The sequence below is a fragment of the Micromonospora echinofusca genome, from assembly GCF_900091445.1.
GTDB lineage: Bacteria > Actinomycetota > Actinomycetes > Mycobacteriales > Micromonosporaceae > Micromonospora > Micromonospora echinofusca.
Genome location: NZ_LT607733.1, coordinates 2923852 through 2943347 on the forward strand (window position 1 = coordinate 2923852; position 19496 = coordinate 2943347).

The 19496-nt window shown below is 75.6% G+C and carries 21 protein-coding genes; 11 read left to right on the forward strand and 10 right to left on the reverse strand.

What is annotated here, in order from left to right; all coding sequences use genetic code 11:
* Positions 1-32 precede the first annotated feature (32 nt).
* From GA0070610_RS12800 to GA0070610_RS12810, 3 genes are all read left to right on the forward strand, one after another.
* A complete protein-coding gene (locus tag GA0070610_RS12800; protein ID WP_089003463.1) occupies positions 33-902 on the forward strand; it encodes a carbohydrate ABC transporter permease in 870 nt (289 codons plus the stop codon).
* Between the two features lie 93 nt (positions 903-995).
* The gene (locus tag GA0070610_RS12805) at positions 996-1610 is read left to right on the forward strand and encodes a GNAT family N-acetyltransferase (RefSeq protein WP_089003464.1); all 615 of its coding nucleotides are present in this window, start codon (positions 996-998) and stop codon (positions 1608-1610) included.
* Positions 1611-1638: 28 nt separating this feature from the next.
* Entirely contained in the window at positions 1639-3057 is a 1419-nt protein-coding gene (locus tag GA0070610_RS12810; RefSeq protein WP_089000242.1) for an RtcB family protein, read from the forward strand.
* A gap of 25 nt (positions 3058-3082) precedes the next feature.
* Here GA0070610_RS12810 and GA0070610_RS12815 read toward each other — a convergent pair whose 3' ends face one another.
* Entirely contained in the window at positions 3083-3514 is a 432-nt protein-coding gene (locus GA0070610_RS12815; RefSeq protein WP_089000243.1) for an archease, read from the reverse strand.
* A 255-nt stretch (positions 3515-3769) separates the two neighbouring features.
* Here GA0070610_RS12815 and GA0070610_RS12820 point away from each other — a divergent pair, with 255 nt between their 5' ends.
* The 3 genes from GA0070610_RS12820 (at position 3770) to ygiD (ending at position 5644) form a co-directional block, all read left to right on the forward strand.
* Positions 3770-4372: an MBL fold metallo-hydrolase gene (locus GA0070610_RS12820; protein WP_089000244.1), complete on the forward strand. Its 603-nt coding sequence runs from the start codon at positions 3770-3772 to the stop codon at positions 4370-4372.
* A 78-nt stretch (positions 4373-4450) separates the two neighbouring features.
* The gene (locus GA0070610_RS12825) at positions 4451-4669 is read left to right on the forward strand and encodes a hypothetical protein (protein ID WP_089000245.1); all 219 of its coding nucleotides are present in this window, start codon (positions 4451-4453) and stop codon (positions 4667-4669) included.
* Positions 4670-4774: 105 nt separating this feature from the next.
* Positions 4775-5644 (forward strand): 4,5-DOPA-extradiol-dioxygenase, encoded by an 870-nt coding sequence (ygiD, locus tag GA0070610_RS12830; RefSeq protein ID WP_231926101.1) that lies wholly within the window; start codon positions 4775-4777, stop codon positions 5642-5644.
* A gap of 25 nt (positions 5645-5669) precedes the next feature.
* Here the strand turns inward: ygiD and GA0070610_RS12835 are convergent, their stop codons facing one another.
* Positions 5670-6155 (reverse strand): SRPBCC family protein, encoded by a 486-nt coding sequence (locus GA0070610_RS12835; RefSeq protein WP_089000247.1) that lies wholly within the window; start codon positions 6153-6155, stop codon positions 5670-5672.
* Positions 6152-6517: an ArsR/SmtB family transcription factor gene (locus GA0070610_RS12840; RefSeq protein WP_089000248.1), complete on the reverse strand. Its 366-nt coding sequence runs from the start codon at positions 6515-6517 to the stop codon at positions 6152-6154. Before GA0070610_RS12840 ends, GA0070610_RS12835 begins: the two co-directional genes overlap by 4 nt.
* A gap of 118 nt (positions 6518-6635) precedes the next feature.
* On the opposite strand from GA0070610_RS12840, the gene GA0070610_RS12845 reads away from it, so the two are divergent.
* Both GA0070610_RS12845 and GA0070610_RS12850 read left to right on the forward strand, forming a co-directional pair.
* Positions 6636-6947 (forward strand): hypothetical protein, encoded by a 312-nt coding sequence (locus GA0070610_RS12845; protein WP_089000249.1) that lies wholly within the window; start codon positions 6636-6638, stop codon positions 6945-6947.
* A gap of 154 nt (positions 6948-7101) precedes the next feature.
* Complete coding sequence (locus GA0070610_RS12850) at positions 7102-8136, forward strand: extracellular catalytic domain type 2 short-chain-length polyhydroxyalkanoate depolymerase (protein WP_089000250.1); 1035 nt, start codon at positions 7102-7104, stop codon at positions 8134-8136.
* 36 nt (positions 8137-8172) lie between these two features.
* Here the strand turns inward: GA0070610_RS12850 and GA0070610_RS12855 are convergent, their stop codons facing one another.
* The 7 genes from GA0070610_RS12855 to GA0070610_RS12880 form a co-directional block, all read right to left on the reverse strand.
* The gene (locus GA0070610_RS12855) at positions 8173-10527 is read right to left on the reverse strand and encodes a tetratricopeptide repeat protein (protein WP_089000251.1); all 2355 of its coding nucleotides are present in this window, start codon (positions 10525-10527) and stop codon (positions 8173-8175) included.
* Positions 10524-12287 carry an ABC transporter permease gene (locus GA0070610_RS12860; protein ID WP_172896523.1) on the reverse strand — a complete coding sequence of 588 codons (1764 nt, stop codon included), beginning with the start codon at positions 12285-12287 and terminating at the stop codon, positions 10524-10526. The genes GA0070610_RS12855 and GA0070610_RS12860 overlap by 4 nt, the downstream gene beginning before the upstream one ends.
* Positions 12284-13582: an extracellular solute-binding protein gene (locus GA0070610_RS30485; RefSeq protein ID WP_157747139.1), complete on the reverse strand. Its 1299-nt coding sequence runs from the start codon at positions 13580-13582 to the stop codon at positions 12284-12286. Before GA0070610_RS30485 ends, GA0070610_RS12860 begins: the two co-directional genes overlap by 4 nt.
* Positions 13579-14187, reverse strand: a complete 609-nt coding sequence (locus GA0070610_RS12865) for an ATP-binding cassette domain-containing protein (protein WP_089000252.1) — start codon at positions 14185-14187, stop codon at positions 13579-13581. The genes GA0070610_RS30485 and GA0070610_RS12865 overlap by 4 nt, the downstream gene beginning before the upstream one ends.
* A gap of 192 nt (positions 14188-14379) precedes the next feature.
* The gene (locus GA0070610_RS12870; protein ID WP_089000253.1) at positions 14380-14685 is read right to left on the reverse strand and encodes a DUF2470 domain-containing protein; all 306 of its coding nucleotides are present in this window, start codon (positions 14683-14685) and stop codon (positions 14380-14382) included.
* Positions 14682-15353 carry a biliverdin-producing heme oxygenase gene (locus tag GA0070610_RS12875; RefSeq protein WP_089000254.1) on the reverse strand — a complete coding sequence of 224 codons (672 nt, stop codon included), beginning with the start codon at positions 15351-15353 and terminating at the stop codon, positions 14682-14684. The genes GA0070610_RS12870 and GA0070610_RS12875 overlap by 4 nt, the downstream gene beginning before the upstream one ends.
* Before the next feature lie 100 nt (positions 15354-15453).
* Positions 15454-16116: a TetR/AcrR family transcriptional regulator gene (locus tag GA0070610_RS12880; protein ID WP_089000255.1), complete on the reverse strand. Its 663-nt coding sequence runs from the start codon at positions 16114-16116 to the stop codon at positions 15454-15456.
* A 112-nt stretch (positions 16117-16228) separates the two neighbouring features.
* Between GA0070610_RS12880 and GA0070610_RS12885 the strand changes: the two genes are divergently transcribed.
* The 3 genes from GA0070610_RS12885 to GA0070610_RS12895 are packed head-to-tail and all read left to right on the forward strand — an operon-like array spanning position 16229 to position 19492.
* Positions 16229-17713, forward strand: coding sequence for a flavin-containing monooxygenase (locus GA0070610_RS12885; RefSeq protein ID WP_089000256.1), 1485 nt, complete (start codon positions 16229-16231; stop codon positions 17711-17713).
* Positions 17706-18632, forward strand: coding sequence for an SDR family NAD(P)-dependent oxidoreductase (locus tag GA0070610_RS12890; protein WP_089000257.1), 927 nt, complete (start codon positions 17706-17708; stop codon positions 18630-18632). The genes GA0070610_RS12885 and GA0070610_RS12890 overlap by 8 nt, the downstream gene beginning before the upstream one ends.
* On the forward strand, positions 18629-19492 hold the full coding sequence (locus GA0070610_RS12895) for an alpha/beta fold hydrolase (protein WP_089000258.1): 864 nt from the start codon (positions 18629-18631) through the stop codon (positions 19490-19492). Before GA0070610_RS12890 ends, GA0070610_RS12895 begins: the two co-directional genes overlap by 4 nt.
* Positions 19493-19496 lie beyond the last annotated feature (4 nt).

Below are 19496 nucleotides of genomic sequence, written 5' to 3' on the forward strand. Positions count from 1 at the left end.
CCGACCGTCGCTCGCGCCGGCAGCTGGCGCTCATGCTGACGCCGTACCTGGTGGGGCTGGTGGGCCTGGTGCTGCTGCCCGCCGCCGTCACCCTGGGGCTGGCGTTCACCGAGTACGACCTGCTGCGCCCGCCTCGCTGGGTGGGGCTGGACAATCTCGCAGCGCTGGCCGACGACCCGGTGTTCCGGGTGTCGCTGACCAACTCGCTGGTCTTCGCGCTGGTGGCCGTACCGCTGCGGATGCTGCTCGCCCTCGGCCTGGCGCTGCTGCTGCACCGCCGGGCGTTCGGCGTCGGCAGCGCCCGCACCGCGGCCGTGCTGCCGACCGCGGTGCCGGAGATCGCCTACGGGCTGCTCTGGCTCTGGCTGCTCAACCCCCTCTACGGCCCGATCAACCAGCTGCTGCGCGCGGGCGGGGAGAACGGCCTGACGGCGCTGGGGCGCACCCCGCCGCAGTGGCTCACCGACCCCACCGACGCCCGGGCGGCGATCATCGGAATGAGCCTGTTCACCATCGGCGAGACCTTCGTGGTGCTGGTGGCCGCCCGCCGCGCGCTGCCCCGCGACGTCTACGAGATGGCGGCGATCGAGGACGCCACCGGCTGGGACGTGTTCCGCCGCGTGACGCTGCCGCTGATGGCGCCGGCGCTGGCGCTGTTGGCGGTGCGCGACGCCATCCAGAGCCTGCACTTCTCCTTCGTGCCGGCGTTCGTGGTGACCGACGGCGGTCCGCCCCCGTACGCCACCACCTACCTGTCGCTGTTCGTCTACCGCACCGGCTTCGAGTACCTGCGCTACGGCTACGCGGCCGCCGCGACGCTGGTGATGATCCTGCTGACCGTGGCGGCGGTGCTGGTGCAGTGGCGGTTGATCCGCCGCTACCGGGCGTTCTACCGGCTCTGAGCACCCCCGATAACCGCGGGCGCCGGCCCCGGGGGCCGTGGCATGATCGCGCACTGCGCCGACGCGGGTGGCGGCGCGCGCGAGGAGGACGGCATGGAGTTCGAGGTACGCCGCATCGGGCCGGAGTCGACCGCCGAGGCGGCCGACGTGCTGGCCGACGCCTTCGACGGGTACCCCTGGATGGCCTGGACGGTGGCGGCCGACCGGCACCGGGAGCGGCTGGCGGCGATGTTCGCCGGCACCGTCGCCGCCGTCGGGCTGCCCCACGGTGACGTCTGGGCGGCGGTGGGCCCCGCCGGCCGGCTGGCGGCGGTGGCGGTCTGGCTGCCCCCGGACCGGCCGGTGCCGGACGAGGTCTGGGCCGCCGTCGCGGCCCGCAACGCCGAGCTGGCCGGCGACCGGCAGCTGGCGCTGCGCGCCGCCGACGAGGCCTGCGCCGCGCTGCGGTCGGCCGAGCCGGCGTCGCTGCTCGCCACCGTCGGCGTGCGCCGGGTCGAGCAGGGCCGGGGGCTGGGCGCCAGGGTGCTGGCGCCGGGCCTGGCCGAGGCCGACCGGGCCGGCCTGCCGGCGGTGCTGGAGACCTCGTCGGAGCCGAACGTGCGCTTCTACCGGCGGCTCGGTTTCGTCGTCACCGGCCAGGCGCGGGTGCCCGACGGTGGGCCCGACGTGTGGGCGATGCGGCGTCCGGCGGCCGGCGAGCGGGTGTAGGGACGGCCGGCCCGGGTAGCCGCCGGGGATGGAGCTGGTGGAGGAGTCGCCATACCGCTTCCGGATCGACCGGCACGACCCGATGCGGGTGCCGGGGGTGGTGTTCGCGTCCCGGTCGCTGCTGCCCGACGCCGGGGAGGACAGGTCGCTGGAGCAGGTCGCGAACGTCGCCACGCTGCCCGGCATCGTCGACGCCTCGTACGCCATGCCCGACGTGCACTGGGGCTACGGGTTCCCGATCGGCGGCGTGGCCGCCACCGACGTCGCGCACGGCGGGGTTGTCTCGCCCGGCGGGGTGGGCTTCGACATCTCCTGCGGCGTGCGGCTGCTCGCCGCCGACACCGACCGCGACGGGCTGCGGCCCCGCCTCGGCGCGCTGATGGACGGGCTGGGCGAGGCGACCCCGCGCGGCATGGGCAGGGGCGCGGTGTGGCACCTGTCGGATCGCGCGGAACTCGACGCGGTGCTGCGCGGCGGCTCCCGCTACGCCGTCGAGCGCGGCTTCGGCGTGCAGCGGGACCTGGAGCGCTGCGAGGACGCCGGGGCCGTCGGCGACGCCGATCCGGCGCGGGTCAGCGAGCGGGCGATCGAGCGCGGCGCGGGCCAGGTCGGCAGCCTCGGCTCCGGCAACCACTTCCTCGAGGTGCAGGCCGTCGACGAGGTGTACGACGACGCCGTGGCGACCGCCTTCGGGCTGCGCCCCGGCCAGGTCTGCGTGATGATCCACTGCGGGTCCCGTGGGCTGGGCCACCAGATCTGCACCGACTACGTGCGGAAGATGGAGAAGGTGATGGCCCGCCACGGCATTCACGTGCCGGACCGCCAGCTCGCCTGCGCCCCGGTCTCCTCCGCAGAGGGCCGCGCCTACCTGGGCGCGATGGCCGCCGCCGCCAACTACGCCCGGGCCAACCGGCAACTGCTGGCCGACGCCGCCCGCAGGGTCTTCGCCCGGGTCACCGGCAGCCGTCTCGACCTGGTCTACGACATCTCGCACAACCTCGCGAAGATCGAGACGCACGACGTCGACGGCGCGCCGCGCGCGCTGTGCGTGCACCGCAAGGGCGCCACCCGGGCGCTGCCGCCCGGGCACGACGAGCTGCCCGACGACCTGCGGGGCGTGGGCCAGCCGGTGCTGATCCCCGGCTCCATGGGCACCGGCTCGTACGTGCTCACCGGCGTGCCGGGCTCGCCGGCCTTCGCGTCCACCTGCCACGGCGCCGGCCGGGTGCAGAGCCGCAGGCAGGCCGTGCGCTCGGAGCGCGGTCTGGACCCGCGTGCCCAACTGGAGGAGCAGGACATCGCGGTGCGCGGTGCGTCGCGGCGCGGCCTGGCCGAGGAGATGCCGGCGGCGTACAAGGACGTCTCGGCGGTGGTGGCCGCCGCCGAGGGCGCCGGCCTGTGCCGCAAGGTGGCCCGGCTGGTCCCGCTCGGCGTGGTGAAGGGCTGAGCGGGGGTGGAGCCGGGCGCGGGGCTCACACGTCCAGCGTCACCGCGCAGGACCAGCCCCCGCCGTCGGGGCCGAAGCGCAGCCCGTGCAGGGAGACGGCCTTCGGCACCGCGCCGACCAGCTCGACGGCGTCGGTGTCCGCCGTGCGCCAGCGCACCCGCAGGCCGCCGGCACCGTCGTCGGCCACGGCGGTGTGCAGCGGTAGCTCACCCGCCGTCTCCATCCGGAAGATCACCTCGTCGAGCACCCCCACCAGCAGGTCCGCGTCGCCGTCGCCGGCCGGCGCGTGGAACTCCCGCCGCGCGCCCGGCCGCGCCCCGGCGGGGTCGACGAACGTGTCGACCAGCGCGGCGACCGCCTCGGCGACGCACTCCTGCCGGGTCGGCGCCCACGCCTCGATGCGGACGTCGGCGGTGTGCGGCAGGCGGCGGTGCCCCCGCCCGGGTCGTCGCTGCATGCCCCGATCCTGCGCCACGCGGGCCCGCGCGGCGGCCGGTTCAGTTCAGGCCGAGCCGGGCGATCGGCTCGACGAGTTCGCGTTCCTCGTAGGCGAGGCGGGACAGCAGGGTGTCGCTGAGCAGGTCGACCGCCGCGCAGCTCGGCCATCCCGTCGGCGACGGAGACGAACGCGACCAGCGCCCGGTCGACGCGTTCCAGCACGTCGTGTATCGCGGGGCCCACCGCCACGGGCCTGCGGGCGTACGGTCGGCGGATGCGGATCACGAAGTTTACCCACTCCTGTGTCCGGCTGGAGCACGACGGCGGCGTGCTGGTCATCGACCCCGGCGCCTGGAGCGAGCCGCGCGCCCTGGCCGGCGCGGACGCCGTGCTGGTCACCCACGAGCACACCGACCACGTCGACGTGCTCCGGTTGGCGGGCCTCGGCGTGCCGGTCTTCGTGCCGGCGGACGCCGTCCTGCCCGACCTGGCGCCGCTGCCCGTGACCAGGGTCGCCGCCGGCCAGCGGTTCACCGCCGCCGGCCTCACCGTGACCGCGCTCGGCGGCCGGCACGCCGCCATCCACGGCGGGCAGCCCGACTGCGCCAACCTGGGCTACCTGGTCGGCGACGCCGTCTACCACCCGGGCGACTCCCTGCACCGGCCGGACCGGCCGGTCGAGACGCTGCTGGTCCCGGCCCAGGCGTCCTGGCTGAAGCTCACCGAGGCGATCGACTTCGCCACCGCCGTGGGGGCCGAGCGGGTGTTCCCGATCCACGACGCGCAGCTCAACGAACGCGGCCTGAGCAGCGTGAACGGCTGGTTCGCCGAGACCGTGGCCGGCTACCGCCACCTGGCGCCGGGGGAGTCCGCCTGACCGGGTCACCCCACCCAGGGATGATCTCCACCGACACCGGCCGTGTCGTCCACGGACGAACTGCTATACGGTCGCGGGGTGAGGGTCGAAGAACACTGGTGGAACGGCGACACGTCGCAGCGTGGGCGTCGGGACGTGTACATCCGTACCGACGGGCAGCGATGGGACGTACAGGTACGGATCGGCGGCGAATCCGGCCGCTCCCGGGTGCAGGAATGCCCCGGTCGGACGTCGGCGGTCATTCTGGCCGGCGCGTGGCGCGGCAACCACCCCGCCTGGCGCGAGGTGTCCGACTGACGCCGACCGCCGGCACCGGACGGTGACGGTCGGTCACGGTCGATGTTGGCCGGCTGCTCCCTCCGACGTTGGTTACTCTCGGGTGACCACGGCGGGGGGAGCAGCATGAGCGGCGGGACCGTTCCAACGGTGATGCCGGCCGCGTTCATCGGTCACGGCAGTCCGATGAACGCGCTGGAGCTCAACCGCTACACGCAGGCGTGGCGCGCCTTCGGGCGGGCGGTCCCGCGGCCCCGGGCGATCCTGGTGGTGTCGGCGCACTGGTACGTCGGCGCCACCGCCGTCACCGCGATGCCCCGGCCGAGGACGATCCACGACTTCTACGGCTTCCCGCAGGAGTTGTTCGACGTCGACTACCCCGCGCCCGGCCTGCCGGAGCTGGCCGAGGAGGTCGCCGACGTCGTCCATCCCACCTGGGTCGGGGCGGACGTCGACTCGTGGGGGATCGACCACGGCACCTGGTCGGTGCTCACCCACGCGTTCCCCGACGCCGACATCCCGGTCGTGCAGCTGAGCATCAACGCGTTCAAGGGCCTGGACCACCATCTCGACCTGGGCGCGAGGCTCGCCCCGCTGCGCGAGCGCGGCGTGCTCGTCGTGGCCAGCGGCAACGTGGTGCACAACCTGCGGGGGGTGGACCCGCGCATGCTCGACGAGGGCTTCGACTGGGCGCGGCGATTCGACGAGGCGGCGAAGGACGTGATGCTCGGCGGGCCGACCGAGGTGGCCGCGCTGGACGCCCACCGCGACTTCGGCCGCGCCGTGCCGACGCCGGACCACTTCATCCCGCTGCTCTACCTGGCAGGCCTCGCCGGCGCGGCCGGCAACGGCGCGCAGGTGCTGGTGGACGGGTACGCGTACGGGTCGCTGTCGATGACCGCCTACACGCTGGGGTTGTCCTGCCGCACCGACGCCCCGCTGGCCGGCGCGCCCGCCCTGCCGACTGACGTGCCGCCGGACTCGGCCAACATCTGACGGCCACCCGGGGGCGTCGCCGCCGTCAGCGGGCCTTGACGACCTCGACCAGCTGGTCCAGCGCGGCGCTCCAGCCTTCGACGAAGCCCATCTCCTCGTGCGACTTCCTCGCCGAGGCGTCGGCGTGGATCGCCGTGGCGGTGTACTTCGTGCCGCCGCCGGTGCCCTCGATCCGGACGACCGCGGTGAACGGGAAGCCGTCGCCGCCGACCTGGGGACGGAAGCCGGGGCCCAGCCCCGAGGTGAAGGCCAGCGTCGAGCCCTCCTCGACGACGAGGATGCACCCGGTGCTCGGGTACTCCTCGCCCTCGGGCGAGCGCATCACGGTGTGGAACCTGCCGCCGGGCCGAAGGTCGATCTCGCAGGCGGAGGTCGACCAGGGCCGGGGGGCGAACCACTTCACGAGCAGCTCGGGCGTCGTCCAGGCCTTCCAGACCAGCTCGGGCGCGACGTCGACGGTGCGCGTCAGGACGAGGTCGAGATCCGGGTCCACGTGCGGGTAGGCGTTCATGTCTGCTGCTCCTTCAGATCGTGCAGAATCGAGTCGAGTTGGTCGAGGCGTCGGGACCACACCGCGCGCTGGCACGCGAGCCAGCTGTCGACGTGGGCGAGCGACTCGGGGGCGAGCCGGTAGGTGCGCACCCGCCCCTTCTTCTCCGACGTCACCAGGCCGGAGCGCTCCAAAACGCCCAGGTGCTGGGTGAACGAGGGCAGTGCCATGTCGAACGGGCGGGCGAGCTCGCTGGTCGTGGCGGGACCCCGACCGAGCAGCTCGACGACCCGGCGGCGGGTGGGGTCCGACAGCGCGTGGAACACGCCGTCCAGGGCCACGTCGTCGTTGCCGTCCCCGCCGCCGCCCAATTGCTTAGGCATAAGCCTAAGTATGCCCCCCGCCGCTCACTTAGGTCAAGGCCTAAGTGAAGTCGCCGGCGGCGGCCTCCGACCGGCCGGCGGCGTTCCTCAACGGCCGCGCGTGGGCCATGCTGATGCCATGACCGACGCCGGCACCCCGGAACCACTCACCCTCAACCTGTACTGCCGGCTCACCGTGGCCGTGACCGACCCGCAGGTGCTCACCGAGTACGCGGTGGCCGACCTGCGGGCCGCCGACATCGACTGGCCCGCCGAGGAGGACGACCTCGAGGCGGCGGTGGCCGACCTGCGCAACGACATCGTGGTGTCGCTGGCGTCCGTGGTGGACATCAGCCGGATGGTCGAGGGACTGCCCGGCGTGGCGGCCCGCGGCGGGCTGTGCTGGGCCGAGCCCGGGCCGCCCCGCGAGGCCGTCTGGCGCGCCGAGTAGGGCCGACCGGGCCGGGCGCGGGGCGTCGCTGTGTCGGTCCCGGACACGCCGGCGACGCCCGAGGTGTCGGCGGCACTCATGTCCACTGTGCCCGACGTCACGTTAGCGTCTGCGCACGACGGCACCACCGCCCGCTCCCGGACAGGAGAGCGCCATGACCGCACCGCTGAGGGCCACCGCCGCCCTCGTCACCGCCCTGCTGCTCGTCCTCACCGCCACCGTCCCCGCCCAGGCCGCCGCCACCCCCGCCACCAAGGCCCCGGTCGCCGGCACGCTGCGCGCCTACAACGTCTCCGGCGTGTACGTCGCCGGCGTCTCCTCCGGTGGCTACATGGCCACCCAGCTGCACGTCGCCTACTCGTCGCGGATCCGGGGCGCGGCGGTCTTCGCCGCGGGGCCGTACTACTGCGCGCAGAACAACGTCGCCCAGGCACTCGACGGCTGCGGCGACAACGTGTACCCCACGAACGTGTCGGCCCTGCAGGCGTACACCCGGACGTGGGCCTCCTACGGCTGGGTCGACCCGGTGGGCAACCTGTCCGGCGATCCCGTGTACGTCCTGCACGGCACCAACGACACCGTGGTCCAGAAGTCCGTCACCGACGACCTGGTCCGGTACTACCGGCACTTCGGTGCCAACGTGCAGTACGACAGCGGCACCCCGGCCGGCCACGCCTGGGTCACCCCGTACGGGACCCTGGGGTGCGCCACCACGGCGTCGCCGTTCCTCGCCGACTGCGGCACCGACCCGCAGAGCGCCCTGCTGCGCAAGCTGCTCGGCAGCGTACGGGCGCCGAACACCGGCCCGCTGGGCGGCAGTCTGATCCGGTTCAGCCAGCACACGTACGCGGTCAACGGCTGGGCCGACGGCCTGAGCATGGCCGCCGACGGGTTCGCCTACGTGCCGGCGTCCTGCGCCGCCGGGCAGTCCTGCCGGCTGCTCGTCGCCCTGCACGGCTGCCTCCAGGGCCACGGCGCGGTCGGCACCGCCTTCGTGGACCGGGCGAACCTCAACCAGTACGCCGACACCAACCAGTTGATCGTGCTCTACCCCCAGGCGCGCGCCGCCGCCGCCAACCCGAACGGCTGCTGGGACTGGTGGGGCTACCTGGGCGCGACGAACTACCCGATCAAGGGCGGCGCCCAGGTGGAGACGATCATGAACATGGTGCGCCGGCTGGACGGCTGAGCCGCCACCCGGGCGGGGCCCTGGCGTGGGCCCCGCTCAGGCCGGCGCGTCGCTGCCCACCAGGCGGGCGTCGGCCGCGGCCTGACCTTCGACGTCCCCCGCCTCCTCGCACACGCCCGCCGCGTCCGCCCAGTGCCGCCGGGCCTCCTCGGCGTCGCCGAGGGCCGCCGCCGCGTCGCCCAGGTGCAGCAGCGTCCGCCCCAGCCCGGCCGTCGGCCGCCCGTCGCGCAGCCGCAGGCTCTCGGCCAGCATCCCGTACGCCTGCCGGGCCTGCGCCGGCGTGGCGGCCAGCAGCGCGGCACCCGCGTTGAGCAGCGCGGCGGCCCGGTTGGTCGGGTCGACCACCGTGTCGTACTCGCGCAGCGCCGCCCGCCACGACTGGGTCGCGTCGAGGTGCTCGCCGAGCCCGGCGTGCACCAGCACCAGGTTGGTCAGCGCCGCCGCGTAGCCCCGGGCGTCGCCGAGCGCGCGGAAGGCGTTCGCCGCGCGGACCAGGTGGTGGTGCGCGACCTCCAGCTCCCCGCGGGCCAGCCGGGCGGCACCCAGACCCAGGTCGGTCAGGGCGTGCCCGGACCGGTCCGCCGCCGAGCGGTGCCGCCGCGACAGCTCCAGGTGCTCCACCGCGTCGTCGAGCTGCCCCAGGTCCAGCAGCACCAGGCCCAGGTTCATCCGCGCCTGCGCGGTGCCCCGCCGGCCCCGCTCCGCCACCGCGAGGCTCAGCGCCGTCGCCGCCCCCTGCGGGTCGTGCCGGCGGCGGCGCAGCACCCCCAGCTCGTTGTGCGCCCAGCCGGCGATCTCCGGCCGGTCGTCGGCCGTGGGCGTGGCGAGCACCGTGCGGCACACCTGCGCCCAATCGTCGAGCCGCCCGGCGTGGGCGAGCCACCCGCACAGCGCCACCGCCAGCCGGAACCACCACCGGCGCACCCGCCGGGGCAGGGTCTCCGCCGCGCCCGCCGGCACCCGCACCACGGCCAGCAGCAGCTCCTGGTGCAGGTCGAACCAGCCGTACGGGTCGTCGTCCAGCGCCAGCGTCGGCTCCCGGTCCGGCGGCGAGCCGACCACGGCCAGGCTCGCCGCGTGCCGCTCGGCCCGCCGCGCCAGGTGCCGGGTGAGTCGCGCCTGCGCGGCGACCCGCCGCCGCGCAGGCTCCGCGTGCCGCAGGTGCATCCGGGCGTACGGGGCCAGCAGCGGGCGCACCTCGTAGCGGTCGCCGGGAGCGCCGGTGACGAACCCGCCAGTGGCCAGCTCGTGCAGCAGGGCGGCCACCCGGTCCGGGCGGCGACCGTCGAGCGCCGCGAGCGTCGGCCGGTCCAGCGGCACCGGGCTGAGCGACATCAGTCGCCACAACCGCCGGGCCTCGCCGCCCAGCGCGTGGTACGCGGTGTCCCGCGCGGTCACCAGCAGGGTCGCCGGGGAGGCGGCGACGTGCTGGTGCGGGGGAGTGTCGACGGCGCGGCGCAGCGCGTCGAGCACGTCGCCGTGCCGCCACCCGTGCTGGGCCGTACGCCGACCCAGCTCCGCGACCGTGCGGGGCTGGCGCCCGCAGAGCTCGACGAGGGCGCGTACCGCCGGGTCGGTGCGCGGGTCCGGGCGGTGCGGTCGGGCGACGGGCGCGGTGGCGCCGGCGGCCGCGAACAGCTCGACGGCGTCGTCGGCGTCCGGCTCGACGAGCCCGTGCGCCACCACCCCGTCCAGCGCGGCCAGCGCCCCCGTGCCGGCCAGCAGCAGGCGGCACGTGCGTGCCGTCGGCGGCAGCAGCGGTCGCACCTGGGCCGGGTCGTCCACGTTGTCCAGCACCACGAGGATCGCCCGGCCGTCGAGCTGGCCGCTCAGCTCGTCGGCGGCGTCGGCGAGGTCGTCGGTGCGCCCCGACGCCGGCGGCCGGGTGCCGAGGATCCGGGCCAGCGCGGTCAGCACCTGCCGGGCGTCGAGCGGACGGCCGCCCCGGCGCAGGTCCAGGTAGTACTGGCCGTCGGGGAAGTCGTCCCGGCACAGGTTGGCGGCCTGGACCGCGCAGGCCGACGTGCCGACGGCCCGCCGTCCGACCACCGCGACCGCGTGCTCCTTGCGCAACAGCTCGATGATCGCGTCGACGTGCCCGGCGCGCCCGGTGAACCCGGCCGGCCACGGCAGGGTGGGCGTGCCGGCGGCCGGCGTCGCCTCGGTGTCGTCCGGCCCCGCGGCCTGCTGCCGCTGGCGGCGCCACTCCACGACCATCGCGGCGGCGAGGCCGAGCACGATCACCCCGGCGCTGGCGGAGCCGAGCTGGGCGACGGAGAGCTCGGAGAGCAGGTTGCCGGTGACGTTGCCGAGCACCGCGCTGACCGTTCCGCCGACCACGCCGCCGATCGCGAGCAGCAGGCTCAGCCGTCGGGGGCGGCGCCCCGTCACCGCACGCCCCCGGCGACCAGGCCGGCGACCAGCTGGCGGCGGGCCAGCACCACCAGCAGCACCGGCAGGATCGAGGCGATCACCGAGCCGGCGGCAAGCGCCCCGCTGTTGGCCGCGAAGCCCCGGGTCTGCCCGGCGAGGAACAGCCCCAGCGGCAGCGCGCCCGGCCCGCTGAACAGCAGACCCACCACCAGGTCGTTCCACACCTGCACGAACTCCAGCACCGCGACCGCCACCACCGCCGGGCGGTTGTGCCGGGCGAGCAGCCGCAGGGTGCCCCACCAGTGCCGCCCGCCCACCCGGGCCGCCCGCACCTGCTCGGCGGGCAGGTCCGCGAACGCGTTACGCAGCACCAGCACGGCGAACGGCACGCCCAGCGCGACGTGCACCAGCGCCAGGCCGCGCGCCGTGCCCGAGGAGAGCACCACGCCGAGCACCTCGTTGACCGGCCCGGCGATCACCTGCACCGGCACGATGCTGGCGGCCATCAGCAGCAGCCCGGTGGCCTGGGCGGGCGGCCCGGTCAGCCACGCCAGCGGGTACGCGGCGAGCAGCGCGACGCCCAGCACCACGGCGGTGACCACGGTCGCCAGCACCAGCGTGAAGCCCAGCGTGCGCCACAGCTCGGCGCCGGTGAGCAGCTCCCGATAGGAGTCGAGGCTGGGTGGGCTCCACCACCAGCCCCGGGCCGCCGCGTCCACCGTGCCGTGCAGCGAGGTGGCGAGCAGCACCCCGAGGGGCACCAGCCAGGCGACCGCCGCGCCGGCCACCAGCAGCCGGGTCGTCCGGCGCGGTGCCGGCGCCGCCGGCTCGGGCGCGACGGGCACCGGGTCCCGGGGCGGCGGCCACGCCTGCCGCACGAACAGCGCCGCGACCAGCAGGCCGGCGGCCACCGCCGCCAGCCACACCACCCCGAGCGCGGCGCCCTCGCCGGTGGTGGCGCCGTTGGAGGTCTGCCAGACCCGCAGCGCGAGCACCGACGCCTCGTCGCGCACCGAGCCGGGCGTCATCACCAGGATCAGGTCGAACGTCCTGGCGGTGCCGAGCGCCGCCAGGGTGAACACCACCGCCACGGTGCGCAGCAGCAGCGGCCGCCACTGCGCGTCCCAGAGCACGTCGCGGCGGTTGCCGCCGTAGGCGCGTACCGCGTCGGCGAGGCTGGGCGGCACCGCGTCGAGGGCGGCCCGGAACACCAGCACGGCCAGCCCGACCCACGCCCACACGAACGCCGACATCAGCGCCACCGTCACCAGGCGGGGGCCGAGCAGTTGCGGGGCGTCGGCCGCGGACCGGCCGGTCAGCGTCGCGGCGACCAGCGTGGCCAGCCCGCGCTCCGGGTCCGGGTCGTACATCAGCCGGAAGGTGACCCCGGTGACCACCAGCGGCAGCGCGGTCGGCACCACCAGGATGAGGCGGACCAGCCCGCCCTCCTGCGAGCGGCGCGAGGCGGCGGCGAGCAGGTAGCCCAGCACCGTGACCACCGCAGGCACCAGCAGCGCCCAGAGCAGCGTGCGTCCCACCACGGCGCCGGTGCCGGGCGCGGCCAGCGCGGTGCGGAAGTGCTCCGCGCCCACCCACCGGCCGTCGGTGGTGACGCTGGCGTGCAGCGTACGCAGCACCGGCCACGCCACCAGCCCGCCGAGCAGCAGCAGGGCGGGCAGCAGCAGCGCCGAGGTGGCGCCGGCCGCCGGATAGGCCCGCCCGCGCCGGGGCGGCCCGACGTCGTCGAGGACCGCCAGCTCGCCCAGTACGCGGCTCACCGGCCGCCCCCGCTCAAGCGGGCCGCCGCCGCCAGTTGCCCGACGGCCCGGCGGGCGGCCCGGCCAGCGGGGACCTTGTCGGTGACGTCGGCGAAGAAGTCCTGCATGATCCGCCAGATGCCCACCCCGTCGGAGCCGGTGAACGGGCCCGGCAGCCGGTCGGACAGGTCGAAACGCACGGCCCCGGCCGTACGCAGCTCGGCGGCGAGGCGGCGGCGGACGGGATCGCGGTAGTCCGCCAGCGGCACGGTGACGTTGGGGGAGAGGTAGCCGCCGGCGCGCAACCACGGCCCGAACGCCGACCCGCCGCTGAGCCAACGCACCAGCTCCGCCCCGCCGGCCGAGCCGGCGAACGCCACGGCGGCGTCGCCGCCGACGATCAGCGGGCTGTCGGCCAGCCGGGAGCCGGGGAAACGGAAGGTCTCCGGCTGCTCCGGGCCCCGGCGGAACCGGCGGCTGACGTCGTCGACGAAGTCGGCCCCGAAGAGCATCGTCGCCCGCCGGTGGTGCACCACCTGGATGGCCGACTCCTCGTACTGGGTGAGCAGGGCCCGGCGGCCGCCACCGGGGAACGCGCCGTCGACGCTCCACAGCTCCGCCAGCCGGTCCAGCGCCGTGTGCACCGACGGGCTGCGCCAGTCGGCCTCGCCGCGGGCCAGCGCCTCGTAGTAGCCGGGCGGCGCCACGTCGGCGAGCACGTTCTCGAACCAGTCGGTGAGCACCCAGCCGTCGGCCGCACCGATGGCCAGCGGGGCCGGGCCGTCGCCCGCGCGGGCCCGCGCGCCGAGGTGCCGGGTGAGCGTCACGAGCTGGTCCCAGGTGCGCGGCGGCGCGGGGAGCATCGACGGGAAGTACCAGAACAGCGACTTGTGGGCCGCCTTCACCCAGACGCCGTAGCGGCGCCCGTCGGCGGAGAGCAGGTCGGCCATGCCGGGCGGGAGGGCGTAGCTGGGGGCCGGGCTCAGCTCGCGCAGCCAGCCGCGGCGGGCGTACTCGACGACCAGCCCCGACGTGGGCAGGATCGCCACGTCGGGGCTGGTGCCGGCCAGCTGGCGGGCACGCAGGAACGCGTCGATGTCGTTGCCGGCGCTGACCACCTGCACGCCGGTGTCGTAGCCGGCCAGGACCTCGCGGAAACGGGCCAGCTCGCTGCCGTTCCACACGACGGCGACCTGGACCGCCGGCGGCGCCCCCGAGCAGCCCGCGACGGCCGTCGCGGTGGCCCCGGCGGCGGCCCGCAGCAGCGTACGGCGGCCCAGCCGCGCCGCCGGCACGATCCGACCCGCCGGCGTCATCCGCCCACCTCGGCGGCGACCGGCACGTCGGGCAGCGCGCCCGGCTCGGCCGTGCAGACCAGCACCGCCACCCCCGGGGTGTCCGGTGGGGTCAGCCGGCCGAGCAGCTCGGTCAGCCGTCCACCCCCGGCCGGCCCGGTCGGCAGGTCGATCACCAGCGCCTCGGGCAGGCAGACCACGGCGCGGGCGAGCGCCACCCGGAACCGCTGCGCCTCCGACAGCAGGTGCGGTCGCAGCCCCAGCGTCGGGGCCAGCTCCAGCCGGTCGACCACCGTCGCCGTCCACGCGTCGGCCACCTCGCGTACCCGTTCCCGGCGACGCTGGCCGTAGGCGATGTTGCGCCGCACGGTCAGGTGCGGCAGCAGCGCGCCGCCCGCCGGCACGTAGGCGATGCGGCGCTGCGGCGGCGGCAGGGCGGTGACCTCGCGGTCGCCCACCAGGACCCGCCCGGCGACCGGCGCGGCCAGCCCGCTCACCACCCGGGCGACGGCGGTGCCGACGGGTGGGGCCGCGACCAGTGCGGCCGTGGCGCCGGCGGGGACATCGAGGTCCACGGCGGCGGCGTCCGGCCCGGCGACGAGTGCGCACAGTCGTAACGTGGCCATCACCTCCGGTGACCGGACGGTCGCCCCCAGGGTCGCACAACCGGGCGACAATCGGCGCCCCGCCACCGTCCGCTGTTGAGGGGCACCGGGGCTCAGCCCGGCATCCGCCCACCGGATGGGAGCGCGTAGAGGTCGGCGGCGGTCGCGGCGAGCCGCTCGCGCAGTGCCGCCGGGGCCACGGTCGTCGCCCGGTCAGCCGGCCGCGCGTGGCGGGAGCCCGAGGCGCCGGCACGCCTCCCGGTACATGCGCACCACCTCCTGGCGGATCTGCGCGCGTTCGGTCAGCCGCTGGGCGAACGGCACCCGCACCGGGACCTCGACGTCGTCCACGGTCACGGCGAACTCCATGCCCCCGTCGTCCAGGCCGGTTGCCCGGGCCCGGATGGCCGCGGGGTGACCGCCGAGCGCGCGGCAGATGAGCAACGAGTCCGCGGCGTGGTCGTCGTTCATGTGCCGGCAGACAGCGGCGACCACGTCGGCGCCGAACGGGGCGCTCACGCGGACGCCTCGGCGTCGGTGGCCGGCGCGAGGTGCGACAGGGCGGCGAGGACCTCGGTGTTGTGCCGGTACGCCACGAGCACCTCGGCCCGCAGCGCGGCCCGTCCCGCCTCGCCGAGCGGGAGGTCGTCCAGCCTGGCCCGGTAGGCGTCCTTGTACACCTTCGGACTCGGGATCCGGTCGAACCGGTAGAACGCCGCCCCGGCGTCCCCGGTCAGCCCGTAGTGCCGGGCGAGCGAGCGTCCGATGTGTAGGCCGCCGGAGAGGTCGCCGAGGTAGCGGGTGTAGTGGTGGGCGATGAACCGCTCCGGTGCGCCGGCCCGCAGCGCGGCGAGGCGAGCGGCGTAGGCGACCGTCGCCGGGGTCGGCTCGATCCGCCGGCGCCAGCCGGGCCCGAGCAGGAACTCCAGGTCCGCGGCGAGGGCGGGCAGCCGGGTCAGCGCGTCGTCGACGAACGGGCCGGCGAGCGGGTCGTGGCGCATCGCCTCGGCGGCGCCCTCCAGCGCCTCGTAGATCACGTGGTGCTGCATCACGAGCGCGGCGTAGGCGTCGCGGTCCAGGTCGCCCGCGACCAGGGCGGAGACGTACCGCTGGGACTCCGCGCCCTGGTGGGCCTCCTTGCTGGCGGCCCGCAGTTCGGCCGAGAACGGGGTGCTGGTCGGGCTCAACTCTCCTCCAGGGTGACGCAAGCCGGACCGCTCGCCGCCGTCGGGAACGATCAACGGTAGCGGGGTGCGGGGTCCGGCACGACCTCGCGTCCCGGCGGGCTCAGGTCGGCGGGGGAGCGGTGCCCCGGTAGATCGCCGCCAGCCAGACGTCACGCAGGACGTCGACGACGTCGGCCTCGGCCACCGCCGGCCCGTCGCCGGCGAACGTGGCGTACCAGACGCGCTCGTTCATGGAGTTGAGTGCGATGGCGAGGTCGCGGGCGGGTATGCCGTCGGGGGCCGCCCCGCGCCGCCGCTCGGCCTCGATCGCGGTCTCGATGGCGTGCACCCAGCGTGCCAGCACGGCGGCCCAGAGCCGGCGCACCTCGGCGTTGGTGCCGCGTACCTGCGCGCAGGCCAGCACCACCGCCCGGTGCGCGCCGAACGTCTCGTGGAAGCGGTGGATCAGCTCCCGCCAGCGTGCCCGGGGATCCTCGGCCAGCCGCTCCAGCACGTCGCCGGCGGCGGCGTCGGCCTCCTCGGTGACCCGGTCCAGCAGCGTGAGCAGCACCGCGTCCTTGGACGGGAAGTAGAAGTAGAAGGTGGGCCGGGAGATGCCCGCGCCGCGCGCCAGGTCGTCGATGGAGATGTCGGCGAAGGCCCGCTCCCGCAGCAGCCGCTCGGCGGTGGCCAGGATGGCCGACTCCCGTTCGTCACCGGCGGAGCGCGCCGCGCGCCGTCCGCGCCCGGTGGCGCTCCCGGCGGCCGTACGGGCGGGTGTCATGCCCGGTGACTCTACACCGGATCAACACCCTGTCGATCCAACTCGACAGGGTGTTGACGCGCCTCGACGGCCGTGGCTAGTGTCCGGTGTCACACGGCGGACGGGAGACGAGATGGCCACCGACCACGTCGACGTGCTCATCGTCGGGGCCGGCCTGTCCGGCGTCGGCGCCGCCTGTCACCTGCGCCGCCGCTGCCCCGACAAGACGTACGCGGTGCTGGAGTCCCGCGACGCGATCGGCGGCACCTGGGACCTGTTCCGCTATCCCGGCGTCCGGTCGGACTCCGACATGTTTACCCTCGGCTACTCCTTCAAGCCGTGGACCGACCCGAAGGCCATCGCCGACGGCGACGCCATCCGCGACTACGTCCGCCGCACCGCCGACGAGTACGGCGTCGCCGACCACATCCGCTTCCGCCACCGCGTGCTGCGGGCCGACTGGGACAGCGCCAGCGCCCGCTGGACGGTGCACGCCCACCGCGACGACACCGGCGAGACGGTCGTGCTGACCTGCTCCTTCCTGTTCACCTGCGCGGGCTACTACCGCTACGACGCCGGCTACACCCCTGCGCTGCCGGGCGCCGAGCGTTTCGCCGGGCGGATCGTGCACCCGCAGCACTGGCCCGACGACCTCGACCACACCGGCAAGCGGGTGGTGGTGATCGGCAGCGGCGCCACCGCCGTGACCCTGGTGCCGGCGATGGCCGAGCGGGCCGCCCACGTCACGATGCTCCAGCGCTCACCCACGTACGTCCTGGCGTTGCCCTCGCGCGACGTGCTCGCCGACGCGCTGCGGCGCTGGCTGCCGGCGAAGGCCGCGTATCCGGTGGTGCGGTGGAAGAACGTCCTGCTCTCCACCGCCAACTTCCAGCTCAGCCGGCGCGCGCCCGCCCTGGTCCGGCGGCTGCTGCTGCGCGCCGCCCGGGGCCGGCTGCCGGCCGGCTACGACGTCGCCCGGCACTTCTCGCCCCGCTACGACCCGTGGGACCAGCGGCTGTGCGTGGTGCCCGACGGCGACCTGTTCGCGGCACTGGCGCGGGGGCGCGCGTCGGTGGTCACCGACACCATCGAGACGTTCACCGAGCGGGGCGTCCGCCTCGCCTCCGGCGAGGAACTGGCCGCGGACGTCGTGGTCACGGCCACCGGGCTCAACCTGCTCGCCCTCGGCGGCATGACACTGAGCGTGGACGGCGCGCAGGTGGACCTGCCCGGCACCGTCGCCTACAAGGGCATGATGCTCTCCGGGGTGCCGAACTTCGCGATGACCATCGGCTACACCAACGCCTCGTGGACGCTGAAGGCCGACCTGGTCGCCACCTACGTCTGCCGGCTGCTGCGGCACCTGGACCGCACCGGTCAGCAGGTCGTCACCCCGCTGCCACCCCCCGACGGCGAGCGCGAGCCGATCATCGACCTGACGGCCGGCTACGTGCTGCGCAGCGTCGACGTCCTGCCCAAGCAGGGCACCCGGGCGCCCTGGCGGCTGCACCAGAACTATCCCCGGGACGTCCTGCTGATGCGGCACGGCCGGCTCACCGACCCCGGCGTGCGCTTCTCCCGCGCCGGCACACCGCAAAGGAGGACCGTCCGTGCGTAGGTTCGTCTTCACCGGCGGCACAGCCGTGGTGACCGGCGCCGCCAGCGGGATCGGGGAGGCCCTCGCCCACTCGCTCGCCCGCCGGGGCAGCGACCTGGTGCTGCTCGACCGCGACGCCGCCCGGCTCGACGCCGTCGTCGCGGCCGTGCGCGCCGCGTACCCCGACCGGCAGCTCACCGCCCACGTGGTCGACCTGGCCGACGCCGCCGCGACCGCCCGGGTGGCGGAGGAGATCCGGCAGCGGCACCCGGTGGTACGGCTGCTGGTCAACAACGCCGGGGTGGCGCTGGGTGGGCGCTTCGACCAGGTGAGCCTGGACGAGTTCAGCTGGGTCGTCGACGTCAACTTCCGGGCCGTGGTGCAGATGACCCACGCGCTGCTGCCCACCCTGCGGGCCGAGCCGGGCGCGCACCTGGTCAACCTCTCCAGTCTCTTCGGGATCATCGCCCCGGCGGGGCAGACCGCCTACTCGGCCAGCAAGTTCGCCGTCCGGGGCTTCACCGAGGCGCTGCGCCAGGAACTGGCCGGTGAGGGGATCGGGGTGACCTGCGTGCACCCGGGCGGCATCCGCACCCGCATCGCGCAGAACGCCCGTGCGGGCGCCGGCGTGCCCGCCGAGGAGTTCGAGACCGGCCGCCGGCAGTTCGAGCGGCTGCTGACCATCGACCCCGCCACGGCCGCCGAGGTGATCCTGCGGGGCGTGCACCGCCGCCGGGGCCGGGTGCTGATCGGCTGGTCGGCGAAACTGCCCGACCTGCTGGCCCGGGTGGCGCCGGTGTCGTACCAGCGGGTCCTCGCCTTCGGGCTGAACCGGATCGCGGGCGAGTCCACCCGCCGGCTCACCACCGGGCGACCCGCCCCGGCGCAGCGGCAGGCCGAGGCGACCCCGGCGGCCGACCCGGCCGGGGAGCCGGCGTGAGCGCCCCGGCGGGACGCCGGCACGTCACCGTGGACGGCCGGCGGGTGTGTCACCGCGTCGACGGCGACGGGCCACCGGTGCTGCTGCTGCACGGCATCGGCCGCACCCTGCGCGACTTCACCGAGCTGCACGAGCTGCTCGCCGAGCGGTTCCGGGTGCACAGCGTCGACCTGCCCGGCTACGGCGGTTCGTTGCCGATGGCCCGCCCCTGCAACCTGTCGGCGCTGGGCGAGTTCGCCGCCCGCTACCTCGACGCCGTCGGCGTCGAGAAGCCGGTGCACGTGGTCGGCAACTCCCTCGGCGGCGCGGTCGCCATGCGCCTCGCGGCGTCCGAGCCGGCCCGGGTCGGCAGCCTGACGCTGGTCAACAGCGCCGGCTTCGGCCGGGAGGTCACCATCGCGCTGCGGCTGCTGGCGCTGCGCCCGCTGGGCCGGCTGCTGCTGCGCCCCACCCGCTGGGCGGCCCGCCGCGCCGAGCGGTCCCTCTTCCACGACCCGGCGCACGCCACCGCCGAACGCGTCGCCCACGCCCTGGCGGTCGCCCGCCAGCCGTACGCCGCCCGGGTCATGCTGGAGACGGCACGCGACCTCGGCACCTTCCGGGGCGTGAGCCCGCGGTGGCGCGAGGAGCTGCTGGCCGAGGTGCAGCGGCTCGACGTGCCCACCCTGGTCGTCTGGGGCGACCGGGACCTGATCCTGCCGGCGACGCACCTCGACGCCGCCCGGTCCCGGCTGCCGAAGGCCCGCACCCACCTGTTCGCCGACTGCGGTCACATGCCGCAGATCGAGTGCGCGGCCGAGTTCCACCGCCTGCTCGTCGACTTCTGGGCCGAGGCCGGCGCGGACGCCGCCGGCAGGTGAGCCG

Excerpts from the sequence above, each read along its gene's own strand:
- GA0070610_RS12800 (WP_089003463.1), top strand. The coding sequence starts at position 33 with ATGCTGACGCCGTACCTGGTGGGGCTGGTGGGCCTGGTGCTGCTGCCC.
- GA0070610_RS12805 (WP_089003464.1), top strand. The coding sequence starts at position 996 with ATGGAGTTCGAGGTACGCCGCATCGGGCCGGAGTCGACCGCCGAGGCG.
- GA0070610_RS12810 (WP_089000242.1), top strand. The coding sequence starts at position 1,639 with ATGGAGCTGGTGGAGGAGTCGCCATACCGCTTCCGGATCGACCGGCAC.
- GA0070610_RS12815 (WP_089000243.1), bottom strand. The coding sequence starts at position 3,514 with ATGCAGCGACGACCCGGGCGGGGGCACCGCCGCCTGCCGCACACCGCC.
- GA0070610_RS12820 (WP_089000244.1), top strand. The coding sequence starts at position 3,770 with ATGCGGATCACGAAGTTTACCCACTCCTGTGTCCGGCTGGAGCACGAC.
- ygiD (WP_231926101.1), top strand. The coding sequence starts at position 4,775 with ATGAGCGGCGGGACCGTTCCAACGGTGATGCCGGCCGCGTTCATCGGT.
- GA0070610_RS12835 (WP_089000247.1), bottom strand. The coding sequence starts at position 6,155 with ATGAACGCCTACCCGCACGTGGACCCGGATCTCGACCTCGTCCTGACG.
- GA0070610_RS12840 (WP_089000248.1), bottom strand. The coding sequence starts at position 6,517 with ATGCCTAAGCAATTGGGCGGCGGCGGGGACGGCAACGACGACGTGGCC.
- GA0070610_RS12845 (WP_089000249.1), top strand. The coding sequence starts at position 6,636 with ATGACCGACGCCGGCACCCCGGAACCACTCACCCTCAACCTGTACTGC.
- GA0070610_RS12850 (WP_089000250.1), top strand. The coding sequence starts at position 7,102 with ATGACCGCACCGCTGAGGGCCACCGCCGCCCTCGTCACCGCCCTGCTG.
- GA0070610_RS30485 (WP_157747139.1), bottom strand. The coding sequence starts at position 13,582 with ATGACGCCGGCGGGTCGGATCGTGCCGGCGGCGCGGCTGGGCCGCCGT.
- GA0070610_RS12865 (WP_089000252.1), bottom strand. The coding sequence starts at position 14,187 with ATGGCCACGTTACGACTGTGCGCACTCGTCGCCGGGCCGGACGCCGCC.
- GA0070610_RS12880 (WP_089000255.1), bottom strand. The coding sequence starts at position 16,116 with ATGACACCCGCCCGTACGGCCGCCGGGAGCGCCACCGGGCGCGGACGG.
- GA0070610_RS12885 (WP_089000256.1), top strand. The coding sequence starts at position 16,229 with ATGGCCACCGACCACGTCGACGTGCTCATCGTCGGGGCCGGCCTGTCC.